Raw genomic sequence first — 18,018 nt, forward strand, 5'->3', positions numbered from 1 at the left:
TAGGAAAGCATGGAAACGAGAAGTGTTGTAAAAGAATTTCAGTTCGACTATCCTCTGATGAGAGTGTGGAACGCTGTGACCGTTAACGAAGAGTTGATTCATTGGTTGGCGGACAAGGTGACGGGACGTCCGAAGGAAGGCGCACATTTTGCGTGGACTTGGAGACTTGGAATGGAAGGCGATCTTACAACAAACGGGATTTATAAAAAGATAGTTCCCTTAAAAGAATTGATATTGCACTGGCAGGATCATCCTGCCGGGGAAATCGAATTAAAGCTCGAGTTTCAATCCTTAGGTGAGAATTCTTCCAAGCTCATCGTAACAAATTCCGGATATCCGATGGGTGATAAGTTCGACGTTTGGATCGAAGCGGCCTCTGAGGGATGGGAAGAAGAAGGAAAACATTTGAGAGAATACCTAAAAAAATCTTGAGCGGGCAAGGCCTCTAAAAAAGATGGTAAAAGGAACCTATAGGAAAGGTGATTTTACCTGTGGAACTACCCGATTTAGAAAGTTACTTTCAAACACTCACAGATCTCACTGATACCATAGCGGTCGTCAATTCTCCATACGAATCAGACTTTGACCATGATATCGGACAGTTAGAACAGTATTTCTCTGATATTGCTTCTCGACCCTGGGAAACATCGGAAAGAGATTATTTCAATCTTTTCTCCAGTCACTTTACGTTTCACGCAAAGATCGTGGAGGAAATCATTCATGAAGCAAGGCGAGTTCTTATGCCTGAAAGAAGGATCTTCGTTAAACGTCTTGTCGCTTATCATAAGCACGCTGAAGAATGGTTTGCTGAACTTCAGAAGAAACGAAAGCAGTTCTCGCAGAAAGATATGGTAACTGCCTGATTTCATTTGACAGCTACCCGCTTCTCTAAGAATCTGAGCCGGTGTCTTCACCGGCTCTTTTCATATTAACACATTCTTCTCTCTGGAGAATCTCTTGAAGTCCAAGCCTTTCCTCTGGTATCCAGTCTTACTTTTTTTCGCGATTTTTCTCTTCGATAAACTTTTCTTCCTCGATTCCGTAAGAGATTACGTAAAACAAGAATTCACATATATCTACTACGACGTCAAAAAAGAACTTCTCAAAGAGATCGTTTCCAAATACGGGATCGGCGGGGAATACGAGAAAGATTCCTCTAAAAAGAAAAAGCTCATGATTCTTATGGGCTCTTCCCGGATGCTCTACTTTCAGAATTCCGATCTTGAGGCGTTTTATCCGGATTGGGATATCTACAACCTTTCTTCCGCCGTTACAACTCCCGCTTATTATCTCTATTTTTTGGAAGGGCTTGCGAAAGGAGGAGTTCATCCGGACCTCGTGGTGATCGAAAGCGATCCGTTTCAATTCAATAAGAACAGTACTACATTCAAAAAATCGAATTTAGCAAACAGCTTTGATCCGGTTTTTATTCTTAAATATTCTTGGACGTTAGGAAAGGAAAACGTAAACTATTTTTTCGGGAATTATCTTTTCGGAGTAAGTTACAATAAACCGTATATCGGTAACGTTATAAAACGTTTGAAGAATGAGAATTTTGAAATCGGAGAAATGCTGAAGTCAATGACGATCGCGACCCTTAAGAACGACAAAGGGAATTCGATTTCTCCCGCGGGTGCGTTTGTAGAAAGGGATTTCGGGAAGATTCAAGAATCCGCGAAAAAGACGGTGGGATGGATTTATCCTTCTTACGCGCCTTCGGAAATGCAATATGAGTTCTATCAGAAAATTCTTACTTTGCTGAATGAAAAACACTGGAAGGCTTTGTTCGTAAAGCCCGGTTCTTCCATTCCCATGGAAAAAGTTTTAGACGAATTGAATATTCCCGGACCTTGGTTTGAGATCGTAAGGCCGATGCATGAAAAAGCGGGGATTCCTTTGGTCGACATGAGCAAGGATTCTTATTACGCCTGTAATACGTTTGCGGATAGCGGTCATATTTCTTTGGATTGTTATCGCCCCTTCATTCGTTTTATTCTTCTCCACTATTACCTGGATCCGAAGTAATTTTTCGGAATTTCTTGACTTTTGGATTCACCTCCTTAACGTTTGGGAGAAGTTTTTAAACTCATAAGGAATATCATGAAACAATTCTGTTTGTCTCTGCTCGCCGTTCTTGCCGTTTCCTGCTCTACGATTCCGGGCGTGGAAAATAAAGGCAAGGATCAAGAAATTCAAATCCTTCCACCAAACATTCGTGTGGAAAAATACAAAGATACATTCAATATGAAAGCGGAAGGTCCGGTCGTTACGGATTGTTCCGGCAAACCTTGTACTCCGGAACAACTCGACGGTTTAAAACCGGATCAGATCAAAAAGTTTAAGAAGAATGGAGCTTGGAAAGAATACCAAGAGAAGGAAGATTCCGCGACCAAGAAGAAGATCAGCGTCCTGATTCGCACCGGAGAATACAAAGACGATAAAAGAGAAGGTTCTTGGAAAACGTTGTATGAAACGGGAGAAGTTCTTCGAGATACTCCGTATGTCGCCGGTTTAAAAGAAGGCGAAGAAAAGAAGCTCAAAAGAGACGGAGTTCAGACTGAAAGCACCGTTTACAAAGCGGATAAGAAAAACGGCCCTTATTGGAAGAAAAACAATGAAGGCCTGATGGACGAAGAAGGAGTTTACAAAGACGACCAGAAGGACGGAGTTTGGACGGAATATTACGCCGAGCCAGGACAGAACGGAGCGAAGAAAAAAGTTTCTACTTATTCCAACGGGATCAAACAAGGTCCGGAGACTTCTTATCACAAAGACGGGACAACTGTTCAGAGTGAAGGTTCTTACAAAGACGATTTGAAGACAGGAATCTGGAAAACATATTACGACAACGGTTCGATCCAGATGGAAGGCGGTTACAAACCGAAACCGGCGCCTGCGGATGAAAAGGAAAAAGATCCGAAAGAGAAAAAAGCGCTTCGTTCCGGTTACTGGAAAGAATATTATAAAAATGGAAATGTCTTTGCCGAAGGCCAGAGAGAACACACTCGGAAGGGAGTTTGGAAGTTTAACTGGAGCAACGGAAATCCTGCTTACAAAGGCGAGATGATGAACGAGTTTATGATGTCCTCCGCGGAAGCATACAACAAGGAAGGACAACTGATCGGAAAAGGAAAACTTCAATTTTCCATCATGAATATAGACGAGGCGACTAACGAGCTGAAGGCGAGTTACAGACCCGATATTCCGTTTACGTATTATAAGAATGGGGCAAAACAATTCGAGATCCTGAGCGAATCCAAAGCGATCGAATACGACGAAAGCGGAGCGAAACTCGGGGAAGGTCCGATCATGCCTGGAACGAACAAGAAGAACGGTTGTTGGTCTGTGGGTTCGGGTAAGACGTATTACATCAACGGAAACGAGAACAAAAGAATGGGAGAAATGCAGGGTTGTAAATAGTCCTCCCTTTTTTACTCTGTATTTGTTCTTCCGACAAAGGAGTTGCGTCGAAAAAAGATTGAAGCGGACTTGAAGTCCGTTTTCGAGTAGAATTTCGGTGGATTTTTTTGAAACGGTTTGTGTGTGCGTGGATCCGTTTTCTCGGAAGAACCTTTCGGTTTTTAAAAAATCGAAAAATAAGGATCTAAGAATCAAAGAAAAAGCAGGAGGTAAACTTCTGCTTTTTTGTTTTCAGACCTGAATGCTTTTTCGAATTCTCCGATAATATCGTATGAGCACTGAAACCAATCCTCGTTCTTTTTGGAAACGAGATCTTACGATTTTTATTCCCACCGCCATTCTATTTTTCGTTTTAGGTTTTTTCTTGAGAACCTGCGGATCGGGAATGCATCGATCTGCAAAGGTGACGTATAACGGTTCTTTTACGCAGGGAACGCTTATTTTTTTGGATCAGAATACGGTGAGGTTGAAGGATCCGGATCAAGAGATCGCGATGGATTCGGTGGAAAAGATAGAATTCTTTGCCGAAGAAAATCCTACGATGTCCACTGAACTTTCTGCGAATGATAAACTCTTCGTCGGAACGTATCAACTTACGGTCGGCCCGCACAAAGGGGTTCTTCAACTTTTCGGAGGAAAGAATGGGCGTCTCTATGGAAATCTAAAATTCTCCAATTGGGGAAAGGGAAAGTGGGAACCGGTCGGAGCGCCTTTTATAAAAGGAAATCAAATTCAATTCGTAAGATCTTGTTCCGGAGCGAAATGTTCGGAGATAGGAAGCAACGTTCCCTTTTCCCAAAAATACATTGGAGTTTTGGAAGGACGTTCCATCTCGGGAACATATCGCGGAAACAATAGTTCCGGGAACTGGGAAGCGAAGAAATAAAACTTTGCCGCGATTCCGATTTCTCCAAAAAAGAATCAGGTGAGGATCTACGCAGTTGGGCTGGATGAGAGAGGGCGAAAGAATGTCCTCTTCCGAAAAATCAATCGAACGGAGAACCCTTTTCGGCGTTCCGATTTTGGCATTGAAAGTTAGTTTGCTCTTCCCGTATTCGGCAAGTACGATTTGGACAAGGTTCTTGAATCTCCAGAAAGATCCGTCGGAGCCACGACGCCTTTTCCGTGAAAGTCGCGCGCCCCACCCTGATTGGGCGGAGGAGGAGAGGTGGCGGGAAAAAATCGGAGGATTTTCCTGTATCACAAAAGGACAATTCTCGCAAGGACGATTTTCCGAAATTCCATTGTCGGAACTCCGACAAAGCGAATACTAATTTCTTGACTTTCTCGATTCGATTTCCTCTCCGAAATCTCCCTGGGTTTGATCGGCTTTCACAAAGAACAATAAGAGAGAAAAAACCGGTTTCGAAAACAAGCAAAAGAACGGAATTTCAATCCGAGAATAAGATCAGAAAGAAGACGACCATTCTCTTGGCGCTTCGAACCGTATCGAGGGAATTCGCTTGAAGCAGATCCTACATTTTCCGATTCTTACATTATGGAAAAAGATCTTCTATCCGGAGAAGACGTCGAATTCGCCAGGGTAACTCTGGAAACAATCAAAAAAGAACTCAGTAAGGAAATCACGGGGCAGGACGAGGTGATTCGAAACGTTCTCGTTTGTCTTGTGTGTCAAGGGCACGTCCTCTTAGAAGGGATGCCGGGGTTGGCGAAAACATTGCTCGCGCGATCTCTTGCCTCCGCCTTGGATTTGGATTTTAAAAGAATTCAATTCACTCCCGACCTCTTGCCCGCGGATCTTGTGGGAACCGTAGTTTTTAATCCGAAGACGACCGAGTTTGAAACCAGAAAGGGGCCGGTCTTTACAGGCGTTCTCCTCGCGGATGAAATCAATCGTGCTCCCGCAAAGGTGCAATCCGCTCTTTTGGAAAGTATGGAAGAGAAGACGATTACGATCGGAGATAAGACATACAAACTGGATCGACCGTTTCTTGTGATCGCAACGCAAAATCCGATCGATCAAGACGGAACTTATCCTCTTCCCGAAGCGCAGATGGATCGATTTTTTATGAAGGTCAACGTAGGTTATCCCGCGTTAGAGGAAGAGATCGGGATTCTCGAGCAACACGGACGACTCAATACGGAGGATACGAAGATCAAAAAAGTCGTCTCCTCGAAAGAGATCTTAAAACTTTCCTCCCTCTTGGACAATGTTTTTATCGAAGAAAAGATCAAGTCCTATATCGTTCGACTCGTGCGAAATACAAGACCGGAAGAAAGAACGATCCCGGAACTCATTCCTTATATCCGTCACGGCGCGTCTCCGAGAGCGTCTTTGAGTATATTAAAAAGTTCTAAAGCGAATGCGCTTCTCAACGGAAGGACATACGTGATTCCCGAGGACGTCAAAGTTTCTCTCGTGGAAATACTAAGACACAGAATTCTTCTTACTTTTGAGGCGATTTCGGAAGAATTAAACGTAGAATCTCTGATCAATACCGTAGTCGAGGCGACTCCGGTTCCTTAAACATCCTTATGATTCGCAAAGAATTCTTATCCATTCTTTCGAGCCTGGAACTAGGTCGAAGAACGCGTTCTTTTCGGGAGAAGGCGGGTAGCGCCGAGAGTTCGAAACGGGGAAGGGGCCTTGACTTCAAGGACGTCCGTCTCTATAGTTTCGGTGACGACACTCGTCTCATCGACTGGAATGTGACTTCTCGTTTTGGGGAACTCTATGTCAGAGAATTCTACGAAGAAAAAGAAAGACAGGCGATTCTCTTTTTCGATGTCTCGAGTTCTATGGAATTCGGCTCCGGAGAATTCTCGCGTTCGGAAAATGCCTTTCAGGTTTTGGCTCTTCTTTCCCTTCTCTACGTTCAGAAAGGGAATCGAGTCAAGATTCTTCTTTTTAGCGATCGTGTGGAATGGGAGACCGACTTTCTCCGTTCTCGAGACGAACTTCTTCCAACCCTCCAAAAAATATCCAAGAAGGGATTGGTAGAAAAAGTTTCCGATCCTCTGTTGCCTTTTCGATATTTAAAAAATCGAATCCACAGACACGCGGAAGTCTATTTGTTAAGCGACTTCATCGGAATCGGAACTCTTAAAAAATATTCAAGTCTAAAAAAACTCTATTCTCTCCATGCGATCCGATTTCGGGATCCGATCGAACTCGAACCTCCGAAATCGATGCTTTCCTTTTTTTATACGAGGGATCCGGAAGAAAGAGGCGGCGGTCTATTCGCAAGAACGCTCGCGCCGGAATACGAGACGAAGGCATTGCGCTCCTTTTTTCAGGGTTCGTTATTGGATCTGACCGGGCCGGAATTGGATTCAAAGGAAGTCGTACGGTATTTTTCAAAATGAAAAGAGGAATTCAAATATTCTTATATTCTTGGATTCTAATTTATTCTTCTTCTTTGTTCGGAGAAACGGCCGAAACCCTTTCTCCCGAAAAAGTTCTGATCGCACAAAGGGTTCGTTACGAACTCAATTGGGCTCCCGGTGAAATCAAAGAGATCGTCGCTCCTCAGCTCGGGATTCATTTTGCGGAAGGACTTCCGGATCTCCCTTGGTTCGAAGTTCTTCTTTCCGAAAAAAAGGACACAAGAATCGCACTCGAAATTTCTTATTACGCCACGGGAGAATTTCCGATCCCGGTTTCCTGGACTCTCTCAAACGGAAAGCGGGAATCTTCCCAAAAAAAAGTGATCGTTGAATCCGTTCTTTCCGAAACGGACACGGGACCATCCGATATCATTCCTCCTCTGAGTTTTTCCGGATCGTATCTGGGAAGACTTCTCGTCTTTCTAATTCTTTTCGGAATTCTTCTTACCTTCGGAATCTACGCTTATCGATTGTATGCAAGACAATCTTCTCCGATGGACGCGATCATACAGGCCACACCTCAGCTCGAACGGATGGAAGTGTATGAAATTCGTCTGAGAGAACTTTTGAAAAAGGAACCGATCTCTGCTCGTGAATTTGCGAGACTTTTATCGGGTTATATTCGGGAAAAAGCGGCCAACCTTTCCGGAAGGAAAACGTCTGCCTTCACCGAAGCGGAACTCTTTCAATTCTTATACGATCAGTTTCCTTTCGAAGAAAGGGAACTTCAGTCTTGGAGAAAATTCTTAACCGAAAGAAAATTCAGACCCGGCGAAGCCTTTCTCGCAAAAGAGGACGCCGAAGAAAAATTCTCTCATTGGAAGGAAACCTGGGATAGATCATGAATTTTGAATATCCTTACGCGCTCTTAATTTTGGCTCCGGTGTGGATCTGGACTTTAGTATATTATAAAAATAAAATGTATCTTCACAGGATGGAAGCCCGTCTTCCGGGAAGAAGAGAGAGTTCACTTTCCAAACTGGAAAAATTCGGAGTTCTTCTTCCTTTGCTTCGTCCTCTTGCGATCAGCTTTTTGATCGTCGCGCTCGCTGGCCCGGGAAAGAAGGTGACCTTTCTTCCGGACGAAAAAGAGGGCGTGGACATTATGATCGCCCTCGACGTTTCCGGTTCTATGTCGAGGAGTCGCGACTTTCTTCCGGAAACAAGATTGGGTGTTTCTAAAAAACTCCTTCGACGATTTATAGAAAAACGGAAGAATGACCGGCTCGGCCTTGTCGTCTTCGCGGGCGCGGCTTATTTACAGGCACCCCTTACGGGCGATCGGGAATCACTGAACGAAATCCTGGGCACGATCGAAGAGGAAACCGTGGCGGAGCAAGGGACCGCGATCGGCGACGCCATCATTCTCTCGACGTATCGTCTACGCGCGTCTCACGCTCGTTCGAGGGTGATCGTTTTGATCACGGACGGGGTTTCCAATACGGGAAAAATCGATCCGGTCACGGCCACTGATCTCGCCGAACATATCGGGGCAAAAATCTATTCGATTGGAATCGGAAAGGAAGATAGTTCTTACGAGATCAATTTCGAAATCTTACAAGAACTTTCCGCAAACACGGGAGGGCAGTTTTTCCGCGCCGAAGATCCGGAGGAAATGAAGGAAGTTCTTACTTCCATCGATTCGCTCGAAAAAGATCCGCTCGCCGCCCCACCGAAAGAGGTTCGAGAAACCGAATACGAGCTTTGGATCTACCGAGCGCTGGCCGTTCTTCTCATGGATTTGATTCTACGATCGTTTGTGTTCCGGTATTACGTATGAGTCACGAGTTCTCTTCTTATCTGAAGAATATATTTTACACGGTTCTTGCTTTTTGGTCCATCTATTCCAGTATTCGAATATATCTTATTTATAAAGTATCGAATTGGAGAATCCAATATCCCGGTTTGGAACGAACCTCTTCCTTTCCAAGGGCTGGTCTTGTCTCCGCGAGAATTCTTCTTTTGTTTGTCATCTTGATCTGTATCTTTTTCGCGGGATGGCAAACGAATTATAAGGACGAAAAAAAGGAGGAATCCTTTCGCGGGGTCGATATCCTCTTTCTCGTGGACGTAAGTCTTTCGATGCAAGCGATCGATAACGCACCTACCAGGCTCGCAAAGTTTAAGGAAATTCTTCTGAGGATGTTGCCTTCGTTAAACGGAAATCGTTTTGGAATGATCGTCTTTGCGGCGAGTCCTTTTCTTTATTGTCCGATGACCTCGGACGTTGCCGCGTTTTCGGATTATGTCCGAGGATTGGACGTGGATATGGTCGGAGATCGGGGAACGGATCTAAAGAAGGCCTTTCAAAAAGCGGAAGATCTGTTAAACTCGGAGAAGGTGTTTCGCAATCGAATTCTAATCTTAGTGACCGACGGAGAGGATCAGAACGATCCGGAACTCGTTTCTTTTCCGGCGAACTTTCAGATCTGGGCGACCGGAACGGAAACCGGGGGACCGATCGCATACAACGATGAAGAATCCGGACTCAGCGGCTATCTCTTGAAGGATGGAACCTTGAGTCCGAACGCAAACGTTCCCGGTGTCATTCAGTCCAAGATGAATCCCGTTTTTTTAAAGGAACTCGCGAGAAAGAACAGCGGAGAATTGTATTCTTTGGAAACAAATCCGCCGGACTTGCAGTCTTTTCAAAAAGAGATCCGTTCCCTCGAAGAAAATCTCTATTCTCGAAAGAAGGATCTCAAAAGAGCGGAAGGATCTGCAAAGTATTTGATTCTCGCGATCCTTTGTATGATCTTTGACTGGGTCTTCGTCGAGGCATTTTTGTTCTCCAAAAAGAAGGAGCCGGCTCTATCATGAAACGAATTCATAGATTAGAATATTCTTTAATTCTTATGCTTCTTCTCTTGTCAGCGCCCGGAAACGCGGTTGAACTGGATCCGGGTGGAAATCGGATCAGTGAGGGACTGGAACACTATAATCAGGGCGAATACCCGGATTCTTTGCGGAAATACCAGGAAGCGGAATCCTTTTTTCCGGACGACCCACGTTTGGAATTCAATCGTGGAGCGGTCGAATTTAAGGCTGGAAACTTAGACAAGGCGATTCGTCATTTTGAAAAATCGGCGGCCTCGAATTCACCGGAAGTGCAGTGGAAATCGAGATTCAATTTGGGAAACAGTTATATGCGGGCCGGGGATCGCAAAAAGGCCGCGGAAGAATATATCAAGGCTCTCAAACTCAATCCGGATCTCAAGGAGGCTCGAAAAAATCTCGAGTATCTGAGACAAAATCCTCCTCCTCAAAATTCTCAAAACACGATGCCGAACTCCTCCAATCCGAATCAAAAGAATTCTACTCCACAAAAAGGAAACCAACCTCAGAACGGGAACGAACGATCTTCAAACGAAGAAACAACCGGAGAATCCTCTCGCGATAAAAGAGGAAAGTTAACCGAAGAAGAGGCAAAAAGAATTCTAGATTCTCTGGATCTCAACCAGATCCGGAGAAAGAGCAGAAAAAGTCGGGATAGAGAGGTCTTTTGGTGAAACGGATTTTTACTCTCTTCTTGTTTTTCGGAGCGTTCACGCTTTCCGCGGAAGAAACCAAATTCTACGTTACGCGAAACATGTTTCACCTCGGAGAAGAATCCTACGCCGTCTTCGAGATGGATCTCAATTCCAAATACACAATTCCTCAAAACTCTTTTTCCAACGGGGACGTCACTGTTTTCTATTCCGGTATCGAAGAGAATACGACGATCATCAACTTTCAGGTTTTTCGCAAAAGGTTATTGAAGTTTAGAATCAAACCTTCCAGACAAGGGACCTTCGCTCTTCCTCCTCTGAGTATCGAAGTCAACGGCAAAACGTTTACACCCGGCGCGGTCCAAGTTCAGGTTCTTGCGAGAGCACAAACCGCGAAGAGTAGGGGAGGATCTTTCTTCGATCGATTCTTCCAATTTGAAGGGGAAGATCTTCCGGATAACGCGGATCTTCGAGTTTTGTTTCAGACGAGTAAAAAACAAGCCTGGATTGGAGAACCGATCATCGGATATTTTACCCTATATTTTCGAGACGTTCGAAAGCCTTACTTTGATCGGAATCCGGCAGACTCGATTCAGTTTCCTTATTTTAGAAGCGAGGTTCTCTCCGGGGTGGCCGTAAAAATTCCGGAACAGATTTTATACGAAGGAAATGTCTACGACGTCGCCGTTTACAACAAGGAAATTTATTCTCTCATTCCTCTGCGTCCTGGCGATTTTTATCTCGGAAAAACTACGTTCTCGTTGGAAGGACAACTACAATCCTACTTTAACGTAAAGACAGTTTCGACAATTCCGAATCTGATCACGGTTCGTCCTCTTCCGAAATACGATGGAAATTTCAGCGGAGGAGTCGGTAAGTTTAAGGCTCAGGTAAGAATCAAAAATGATCCTCGGGATGAAGTCGCCGTAGGCGACACTCTTTATCTTACTGTGATCATCGAAGGAGAAGGAAATCTTTCTTCCGTCTCCGATCCTTTGTCTTCCGCTTGTAGCGAAGGGAAGGATTGTTTTCCGCAAGCCACGTTGTATGACACACATAGATCCTGGAAGTTTACGGAGTTGGAAAACTCGGGTTACGGATTCTATTCCACCGCAAAGTTCGAGTACGGAATTCCGATGACCAAAAAGGGAATCTGGAAGGAAGAATCCAAGGTTTTTGTCTATTTCGATCCGGATTCCGGAAGTTATAAAAACGCATTCTTAGAATTTCCGTCTATAGAAGTGTTAGGCGAATCCAAGAGAAAAAAAACTCCACTCGACGAAAAAATGAAAGAAGAATCCGCCTTTGTTTCTCCGAAACGAATTCTATTCTTTTCATTCGGTTTTTTGATTTTACTCGCGGTCTGCGTTTCGATTTGGATCCGATGGAAAAAGACGGAAATTACACTGCAAATTTTCGATTGGATTCCCGGAATCTTTTGGATCGCAGGGGGACCGGTTCTAAAAGAGCTTGACTTGTTGGTAGGGAGCAAAAGAGGCTTGGTATTAAAGCAATCTCTGCTGTCAAAGGGGATCTCTGAATCGGACGCTTCCTTTCTGGCAAACATTTCCCGAACGGAATCCAACTTTGTCGAAATTTCCCGTCGATTGAACTCCGATGGGAAAAAGAATTTGCTTCGGATCGCACAGACGATCGTTAAAAAATTAAAGGAGGAAACCTAAATGAGCGAAGAAATCAAAGGAAGAATTTCCGTAGAGACGGAGAACATATTTCCAATCATTAAGAAATGGTTGTATTCAGAAAAAGACATATTCATTCGAGAACTCGTGTCCAATGCAAGCGACGCGATCACTAAGTTGAGAAAAATAGCCCTTTCCGAAGAGTTCGAAGGTGGCACCGATTACAGGATCGACCTCGATTTTGATCAGGAAAAAAGAATTCTTACGATCGAGGACAACGGAATCGGGATGAGCTCCGAGGAAGTTCAGAAATACATCAATCAAATCGCATTCTCGAGCGCCGAAGAGTTTGTCAAAAAGTTTCAAGGCGACGGCGGTAAACCGGAGATCATCGGTCATTTCGGTCTCGGGTTTTATTCCTGCTTTATGGTTTCGACGAAGGTCGTCATCGAAACCAAGTCCTATCGAAAAGGATCCGCGGGCGTTGTCTGGGAAAGCGAATCCGGAACCGAGTTCTCTTTGCGCGCATCCGACAAGTCCACTCGAGGAACCAAGATCACACTTCATCTCGACGGCGATTCCGGAGAATACCTGGATCAGTGGAAGTTAAAAGAACTCATCCGCAAATACTGCGATTTTCTTCCCGTGCCGATCTTTGTAAAAACGGAACAAGCGAACAAACAAACTCCACTTTGGTCCGAAACTCCCTCCTCGGTAACGAAGGAAAAATACGACGAATTTTATAACTATCTTTTCCCGTTTTCCGGAGAACCTCTTTTTCACGTTCATCTCAACGTGGACTATCCATTTCGATTGCAGGGAATATTATATTTTCCTAAATTAAAACACGAGCTCGACGTAAATCAGTCCGGAATCAAACTCTATTGTAATCACGTATTCGTAAGCGACGACGCGAACGAATTGGTGCCTAAGTTTTTGACGGTTCTCAAAGGAACGATCGATATTCCGGATCTTCCGTTGAACGTATCCAGATCGTATCTTCAGAGCGATCCTCTCGTTAAAAAGATATCCGCTCATATCGTTAAAAAAATCGCGGATCGTCTTCACGAAGAATTCAAAAAGAACGAGGAAGAGTTCAAGAAGAATTGGGAGGAAATTTCCATCTTCGTAAAATACGGAATGTTGACGGACGATAAGTTTTACGAAGCCGCAAAGGATCTCGTATTCTTCAAAACGTCGAACGGAGATATCGTTCGTTTGGACGAGTATTGGAATAAGAATAAGGAAAAAAACGGAGGAAAAGTCTTCTACGCCAACGAAGCGGAAACTTCCTCCGTCTATATGGATCTTCTTCGGTCGCAGGGATTAGAGGCGATTCTTGTGGATTCCAGAATCGATTCTCACTTTGTTCAGTTTATCGAATCGAAAAATTCAGAAATGAAGTTTCAGAGAGTGGATTCCGAACTCGCGGACGGAGTCGTAGACAAGGAAAGCGCTTCTACTTTGGTCGATTCCGAAAATAAAACCGAAGCCGATCGTGTGAAAGAATGTTTTGAACAAACCCTCAAACGGGACGGATTGGAGATTAAGGCAGAACCTCTCAAAGCGGAGGGAGTTCCCGCCGTGGTTCTTCTTCCCGAACATCTGCGACGTCTGAGCGAGATGAATCTCATGGGCGGTCAAAAGCCGATGGATCTTCTGAAAAATCATACGTTGGTTCTCAATACTCGTTCCGGCTTGGTGAAAAACATCCTTGCCCTTTCCAAAGGACCTAACGCGGAAAAGGCGGCCAAATTGACTCGTACCGTATACGACATGGCGCTTCTTTCATCGAAGATATTCGGGGAGGCGGAGTTTGCGGAATATCTCAAACGAACTACGGAGACATTAGAGGAACTCAGCAAGTCCTAAAAACGCGGAAAAAAAGCTTGGAATTCCGGAGTCGGTCCGATACATATAATGTGCGTTTTATGGACCGATTTCGGAAACAATTTCTCTTCCTTCTGCTGATTCTTTCTGGAATCGTCTACGCGGAGGAACCTTCCGCTCCGACCTCGCAACCTATCTCCAGAACTCCCGAAGAAAACGGTGACGCTCACAAAAACGCCGCTTCCCTAGACAAAGAATACTACGAATACTATTTCCGAACGATTCCGGACGTAGACGCGTTAGAGAAAGCGAAACTAGAATACAATCTGGTTCGTTCCTTTAAGCTGGAACTCAGAAGAAGAGAACCGGAAACCCCGCGCGAATACCTAAAGCAGATCAAGGCGTCCGGAGTTCGTTACGAACGTGTGCAACCGGATTCGATATGGATGCGCGGAATCAAAAATCAGATGCAACACATTCGATTTCAAGAATATATGTACATCGTAATCTATGATAAGTATTTCTGTTATATTTCCTACGAGATGAATCCTTCCCGCTATGTCATGGAACCGTATCAGGTTCAGTTGATATTTAAGAAGGAAAATCCTTTCTTTATCAAGCTTCCCGACCCTTGAAAACTCTGTAATAGATTCCTGCGAATATCAGGATTCCGGAAAAACAAAGTCCGGTCAGGGCGAAAATTTCCAAAAAGTCAAAGTCGTTGATAAAGAGAGAATTTTTTTTGATCCTCGCCAATACCCGGATTTTGCCGAAGGTCTCGAAAGTTTTTCTGCGGATTTCGATGCTGTCGCCGACCCGAAGTCTCTGGTAAAGATTCTCATCCACCTGTTCCGTGACCTCATGAAGTTTTCCTGATTCGTCAGGAACCCGATACGAAACGAGATAAGCCCGTTTCCCGGACTTCTCTACACGAACCGATTCCGTGAGCGTTCCAAAAACGGTTGGCCCCGGTTCTCTTAGGCTTTGATAAACTTGATCGAGATGATTGTTTTCGCCGTTCACGACGAGATAGAAAGGAAGGAAGAAGAGGATCGAACCCAACCCGAGAACGAACAGAATCTTATAAAACGGAGTTGAATAGGAAGATGAATTCATGGAATGAGAAGAATCAAGTTCTGTCAGATAGTTTCCAATGGCTTCGGATTATTACAACCAGATAAAATAGGAAGCGTTCGAGAAATTCAGGATGGCGATCGTTTCAGAATCTGAAAACTTAGACGTATGACACTGACTCGATCCCAGTTTTTAGAATACTTAGGGAAGGGAATCGGAGCTCTCGCTCTTGCAAAGACCGGCGGTCTTTTCGGCTCCGATAAAAGCACTAATAACAAACCTTCCATTCGTACCGTAAAAAATTCCTTTCCTAAGTTTCAACCGATCTCCGCGAGCGAACAGGATTCTTTGATTCTTCCTAACGGATATCGATACAATACGATCGCACTCTTCGGAGATCGTATCAACCCGCAAGGAGATACGTTCGGTTTTAATTCCGACTTCAATTGTTATCTTCCGTTTAACGGAAAAAAAGACAGCGGACTTCTCTGGAACAATCACGAAACGCTCGGCGTTTTGGAATATTACGTAAACGGCTACGATAGTCAGAAGCCGGGTCCGAATCTGAGAACGGACAAACAAATCGAACAGCATCTGTATGCGTTAGGCGGTTCGGTTATACGGGTTTCTAAGGAGAATGGAGAATGGAAGATGTCTCCCGATTCGAAATACGGAAGAAGAATCAACGGCCTTACTGAATTTCGTCTAACGGGTCCAGCCGCCGGAAGTCCGGTCGTAGGAAATACGAATCGTGTATTCGGAACCTTTGCGAACTGCGCGGGCGGAACTACCTTTTGGAAAACGATTCTTTCCTGCGAAGAAAACGTGGAATGGGTGATAGAAGCCTGTAAACTTCCGAACGAAACACACTACGGCTGGGTGATCGAAGTCGATCCGTTCGATCCGAAGTCGACTCCCGTAAAACATACGGCTCTCGGTAGATTCTCGCATGAGAACGCGGCTCTTGTATTATCTCCGGAAGGAAAACTCGTTGTGTACATGGGCGACGACGCGAAGGATCAGTTCGTATATAAGTTCATATCGAAGAATTCTTACGATCCTTCACTCGGAGCGGGCAATTCGAGTCTTTTGGAGGAAGGGATTCTTTACGCGGCCAATTTCGAGAAAGGAACTTGGATTCCTCTGGATTTGGAAATCAATGAAACATTAAAAAATTCTAAATTAGAAAACGGCAAAAGAAGATTCTCTTCCCAAGCGGACGTTCTCGTTTATTGCAGAGACGCGGCGAAAATCTGTGGAGCGACTCCGATGGACCGGCCGGAAGACATCGAAATTCATCCGATCGACGGAACGGTTTTTATCGCTATGACGAACAACGATTCTCACGGAAATTTTTTCGGACAAATCGTAAGAATTCAGGAAAAGTCAGGCGACCACGCAGGATTGGAATTCGATTTCGAAGTGTTTGCCGCAGGCGGTCGAGGTTCCGGATTCGCCGCACCGGACAATCTCGCTTTCGATAAACAAGGAAATCTTTGGATGGTGACGGACGTTTCCCAAAAGAATCTCAATCTTTCCGTATATAAGAAATTCGGCAATAACGGAATGTTCGTGATTCCGACTGCGGGATCGGATTCGGGGAGGGCGTTTCAGTTCGCTTCCGCTCCGATCGGTTCGGAATTGACGGGGTTGTGGTTTACTCCGGACGAAAGAGAATTGTTCGTTTCCGTACAACATCCCGGAGAAACCACGAAGGATTATCGGAATCCGACGAGTCATTGGCCTCAAGGCGGAAATTCCCTCCCGAAATCGGGAGTGGTTGCAATTTATCTAAAGTAGTAAACGGTTATTTTTTGGCGACTTCGATCGCTTCCGCTTCCGATTCCAAATGGGTGAACGGTTTCCACAAGCCCAGAAGATTGAAGATCTGAATGACCTTGTCCGATGCTTCGGTGAGAAGAAGTTTTTTACTTTCGTTTGCGAGTTTGTTTCTGAGTTCAAAGATCGCACGGATTCCGGAACTGGAAATGTATTTCAGTTCGGCGAGATTGAGAATCACGACGTCCGGATGCGGAGGATCGATGATGTCTTTTTTAAAATCGGTAAAGCTACTTTCGTCCAGTCTTCCATCGAGCGTATAAACGAAAATTCCCGCAGATGTCTCTTTTATTTTGATGGTCAATTGACTCATAACTTACGAACCACTACATGTAATTTTTTTTCAGAGAGTTTAAAATCAGCTTTTGCGCCGGGTGGAAAATCGTAAATCGTTTCCGCAAGCGAGTCGATCGAAATTCCACCTTTCATTTCGGAAATTAAACTAAAACTATCCGAGACCGTAAAATGGTCCAGAGTATATCGAGTATGTTCTTTTTTCCGAAGCTCTCTACAATAGACTTTGAAAAACGGAGATTGTTTGTCAAAACTTGTATCCTTGTTTTCACAGGACATAACCCAACCCGTGGAACCGGCGCCCGTGTAGACCAGGAGTCCGGAGCATTTTTGTTCTTCCATTTCATCGCCGTGGCAGATAAAAAAACGGCTCGTAAGATCGGGACTATTGTTTCGAATCGAAATCTCGCTGATTCCTTGTAGAGTGCTGACCTTTCTTCCGTCCGGATAATGGATCTTCACTTCGATCAAAGGCCATTCTTCGATCATCGCGTTTTTCCAACCGGTTTCCAACGCTTCTTTGATGTCTTCCACGTGAAATGAGAGGAGGGCGCCGACCGACGTGGGAGGATCGGAATTACACCCGAGGACGAGAGTGTCCACTGCGTGGTGCGCGACGTAAGTAAAATGATTGTCCCCGCCGAGCGCGATCACGAGGTCGAAGGAAGAAGGCGGAAATTCCTCCATGGATTTACGAAAGATAAAGGTGCTATCGGGGAAGAGTTTTTTGAGCGTTTCCCGATTTGAGACCTGTCTGAGATGCGATTCGTGGATTCTCGCAAAGGAGTCGTTTTGGATCTTATAGATTCTTTGGAGAATTTCGAGAGAACCCCATTCTTCCAAATCCAATTCGAACTTGGTACGTTTCCCTAAAATGAGAACTCGTTTGACGGACTGTAATTTCTCCAAAGGCATTGAATGATCCAAATACAAGATCCTTTGGAAAACAGAAACCCATTTTTCAGGTTCTCCGATCTTTTGTTTCCGCTCAAAAAAGAGGAGTCTTCTTTCGAAAACGTTTTCGGGAAAGAAGAATTTTTATACAATGCGATCTTTGCCGATCGAAAATCGGTCTATAAGAATGC

At 44.5% G+C, this 18,018-nt stretch carries 18 protein-coding genes; 15 read left to right on the top strand and 3 right to left on the bottom strand.

Features of this window, described 5'->3' with window-relative positions; all coding sequences use genetic code 11:
• The first annotated feature begins 9 nt into the window (after positions 1-9).
• The 14 genes from DLM75_RS15805 (at position 10) to DLM75_RS15880 (ending at position 14,361) form a co-directional block, all read left to right on the top strand.
• A complete protein-coding gene (locus tag DLM75_RS15805) occupies positions 10-432 on the top strand; it encodes an SRPBCC family protein (RefSeq protein WP_118969460.1) in 423 nt (140 codons plus the stop codon).
• A gap of 59 nt (positions 433-491) precedes the next feature.
• The gene (locus DLM75_RS15810; protein WP_118969461.1) at positions 492-863 is read left to right on the top strand and encodes a hypothetical protein; all 372 of its coding nucleotides are present in this window, start codon (positions 492-494) and stop codon (positions 861-863) included.
• A gap of 94 nt (positions 864-957) precedes the next feature.
• On the top strand, positions 958-2,025 hold the full coding sequence (locus DLM75_RS15815) for a DUF1574 domain-containing protein (RefSeq protein ID WP_118969462.1): 1,068 nt from the start codon (positions 958-960) through the stop codon (positions 2,023-2,025).
• A 75-nt stretch (positions 2,026-2,100) separates the two neighbouring features.
• Positions 2,101-3,420, top strand: a complete 1,320-nt coding sequence (locus DLM75_RS15820; protein ID WP_118969463.1) for an LIC20035 family adhesin — start codon at positions 2,101-2,103, stop codon at positions 3,418-3,420.
• A gap of 271 nt (positions 3,421-3,691) precedes the next feature.
• Positions 3,692-4,306 carry an LIC20036 family protein gene (locus DLM75_RS15825; protein WP_118969464.1) on the top strand — a complete coding sequence of 205 codons (615 nt, stop codon included), beginning with the start codon at positions 3,692-3,694 and terminating at the stop codon, positions 4,304-4,306.
• Between the two features lie 612 nt (positions 4,307-4,918).
• Positions 4,919-5,908, top strand: coding sequence for an AAA family ATPase (locus tag DLM75_RS15840; RefSeq protein ID WP_118969467.1), 990 nt, complete (start codon positions 4,919-4,921; stop codon positions 5,906-5,908).
• A gap of 8 nt (positions 5,909-5,916) precedes the next feature.
• A complete protein-coding gene (locus DLM75_RS15845) occupies positions 5,917-6,747 on the top strand; it encodes a DUF58 domain-containing protein (protein WP_118969468.1) in 831 nt (276 codons plus the stop codon).
• Complete coding sequence (locus DLM75_RS15850) at positions 6,744-7,613, top strand: LB_053 family protein (protein ID WP_118969469.1); 870 nt, start codon at positions 6,744-6,746, stop codon at positions 7,611-7,613. The genes DLM75_RS15845 and DLM75_RS15850 overlap by 4 nt, the downstream gene beginning before the upstream one ends.
• Positions 7,610-8,548, top strand: coding sequence for a VWA domain-containing protein BatA (gene batA / locus DLM75_RS15855; RefSeq protein WP_118969470.1), 939 nt, complete (start codon positions 7,610-7,612; stop codon positions 8,546-8,548). The genes DLM75_RS15850 and batA overlap by 4 nt, the downstream gene beginning before the upstream one ends.
• A complete protein-coding gene (batB, locus tag DLM75_RS15860; RefSeq protein ID WP_118969471.1) occupies positions 8,545-9,588 on the top strand; it encodes a VWA domain-containing protein BatB in 1,044 nt (347 codons plus the stop codon). The genes batA and batB overlap by 4 nt, the downstream gene beginning before the upstream one ends.
• Positions 9,585-10,277: a TPR repeat-containing protein BatC gene (batC, locus tag DLM75_RS15865; RefSeq protein WP_118969472.1), complete on the top strand. Its 693-nt coding sequence runs from the start codon at positions 9,585-9,587 to the stop codon at positions 10,275-10,277. Before batB ends, batC begins: the two co-directional genes overlap by 4 nt.
• The gene (locus tag DLM75_RS15870; RefSeq protein WP_429945478.1) at positions 10,274-11,938 is read left to right on the top strand and encodes a BatD family protein; all 1,665 of its coding nucleotides are present in this window, start codon (positions 10,274-10,276) and stop codon (positions 11,936-11,938) included. Before batC ends, DLM75_RS15870 begins: the two co-directional genes overlap by 4 nt.
• On the top strand, positions 11,939-13,768 hold the full coding sequence (gene htpG / locus DLM75_RS15875; protein WP_118969474.1) for a molecular chaperone HtpG: 1,830 nt from the start codon (positions 11,939-11,941) through the stop codon (positions 13,766-13,768).
• A gap of 17 nt (positions 13,769-13,785) precedes the next feature.
• Complete coding sequence (locus DLM75_RS15880) at positions 13,786-14,361, top strand: hypothetical protein (protein ID WP_118969475.1); 576 nt, start codon at positions 13,786-13,788, stop codon at positions 14,359-14,361.
• Here the strand turns inward: DLM75_RS15880 and DLM75_RS15885 are convergent.
• Positions 14,342-14,842, bottom strand: coding sequence for a hypothetical protein (locus DLM75_RS15885; RefSeq protein WP_118969476.1), 501 nt, complete (start codon positions 14,840-14,842; stop codon positions 14,342-14,344). The genes DLM75_RS15880 and DLM75_RS15885 overlap by 20 nt on opposite strands.
• A 126-nt stretch (positions 14,843-14,968) precedes the next feature.
• On the opposite strand from DLM75_RS15885, the gene DLM75_RS15890 reads away from it, so the two are divergent.
• Positions 14,969-16,600, top strand: coding sequence for a PhoX family protein (locus DLM75_RS15890; RefSeq protein ID WP_118969477.1), 1,632 nt, complete (start codon positions 14,969-14,971; stop codon positions 16,598-16,600).
• Positions 16,601-16,607: 7 nt separating this feature from the next.
• On the opposite strand, the gene DLM75_RS15895 is transcribed toward DLM75_RS15890, so the two are convergent.
• Positions 16,608-16,952, bottom strand: a complete 345-nt coding sequence (locus DLM75_RS15895) for an STAS domain-containing protein (protein ID WP_118969478.1) — start codon at positions 16,950-16,952, stop codon at positions 16,608-16,610.
• On the bottom strand, positions 16,949-17,848 hold the full coding sequence (locus tag DLM75_RS15900) for an NAD(+)/NADH kinase (RefSeq protein ID WP_118969479.1): 900 nt from the start codon (positions 17,846-17,848) through the stop codon (positions 16,949-16,951). The genes DLM75_RS15895 and DLM75_RS15900 overlap by 4 nt, the downstream gene beginning before the upstream one ends.
• Positions 17,849-18,018: the final 170 nt, after the last annotated feature.

The organism is Leptospira stimsonii, assembly GCF_003545885.1.
In the GTDB taxonomy this organism is placed as follows: domain Bacteria; phylum Spirochaetota; class Leptospiria; order Leptospirales; family Leptospiraceae; genus Leptospira; species Leptospira stimsonii.